Genomic DNA, 870 nt, shown 5'->3' with positions numbered 1-870 from the left:
AGAGCGTGTCTCACGTGGGTTGCGGGTGTCCTGCGGGATAATGCGGGATCGTGTCGTCGGATCTTGCGTTGCGGCTGGTGCCGGATGAGTTGTGGGAGCTTGCCGAGCCGCTGATCCCTGTGTTCAGGCCACGGCGGCAGGGTGGCGGGACGGCGGCGGTGGATGACCGGGCGGTGTTCACCGCGATCGTGTACGTGCTGACCAGCGGGTGTGCGTGGCGGCATCTGCCGGCGGAGTTCGGCGTCAGTGTGCCGACCGCGCATCGCCGTTTCACCGCCTGGACGCGGGCGGGGTTGTGGCCGCGGCTGCACCACGCGGTGCTGGACGAGCTGGGGGTGCGGGGGCAGGTGGACTGGGCGTCGGCGATCGTGGACGCCGCGGCCGTCCGCGCGAAAAGGGGGGCACGCTGACGGGCCGCAATCCGGTCGATCGGGGCAAGAAGGGCAGCAAGCTCCACGTACTGTCCGATGCCGCCGGGTTGCCGTTGGTGGTCGCGGTGTCGGCGGCCAACGTCCACGACAGTCAGGCCCTCAAGCCGCTGCTGATGGCGTTGCCGGCGATCCGGTCGCACCGTGGCCCGCGTCGGCGGCGGCCGGTGAAGATGCGCGCCGACAAGGCGTACCACTCCGCCGAGCACCGAACCTGGCTGCGGCGACGCGGAATCGTGCCGCGGATCTCCCGGCCCGGCATCGAGTCCGGCGAGCGCCTCGGCCGACACCGCTGGGTGATCGAACGGACGCTGGCCTGGCTGTTCGGCTACCGGCGCCTGACCATCCGCTACGAACGCCACGGCCACCTGTTCAACGCCTTTCTCGTCCTCGCCGCCGCCATCACCTGCTACAAGAAGCTCACCAAACAGCCCACATGAGA

The 870-nt window shown here is 69.9% G+C and carries 1 protein-coding gene; it reads left to right on the top strand.

Annotated features, from left to right (window positions below):
* Positions 1 to 50: 50 nt before the first annotated feature.
* Positions 51 to 868 (top strand): IS5 family transposase gene (locus F8568_RS46455; RefSeq protein WP_328601334.1). Its coding sequence is split into 2 segments (ribosomal slippage): positions 51 to 398 and positions 401 to 868, totalling 816 coding nucleotides; the frame shifts between segments, so codons are not numbered across the junction.
* The last annotated feature ends 2 nt before the right edge of the window (positions 869 to 870 follow it).

Source organism: Actinomadura physcomitrii (assembly GCF_008923205.2).
GTDB classification, from domain to species: Bacteria; Actinomycetota; Actinomycetes; order Streptosporangiales; family Streptosporangiaceae; genus Spirillospora; species Spirillospora physcomitrii.
The sequence above is the reverse complement of the archived record's forward strand: the minus strand, read 5'-3'. Positions and strand labels throughout refer to the sequence as shown.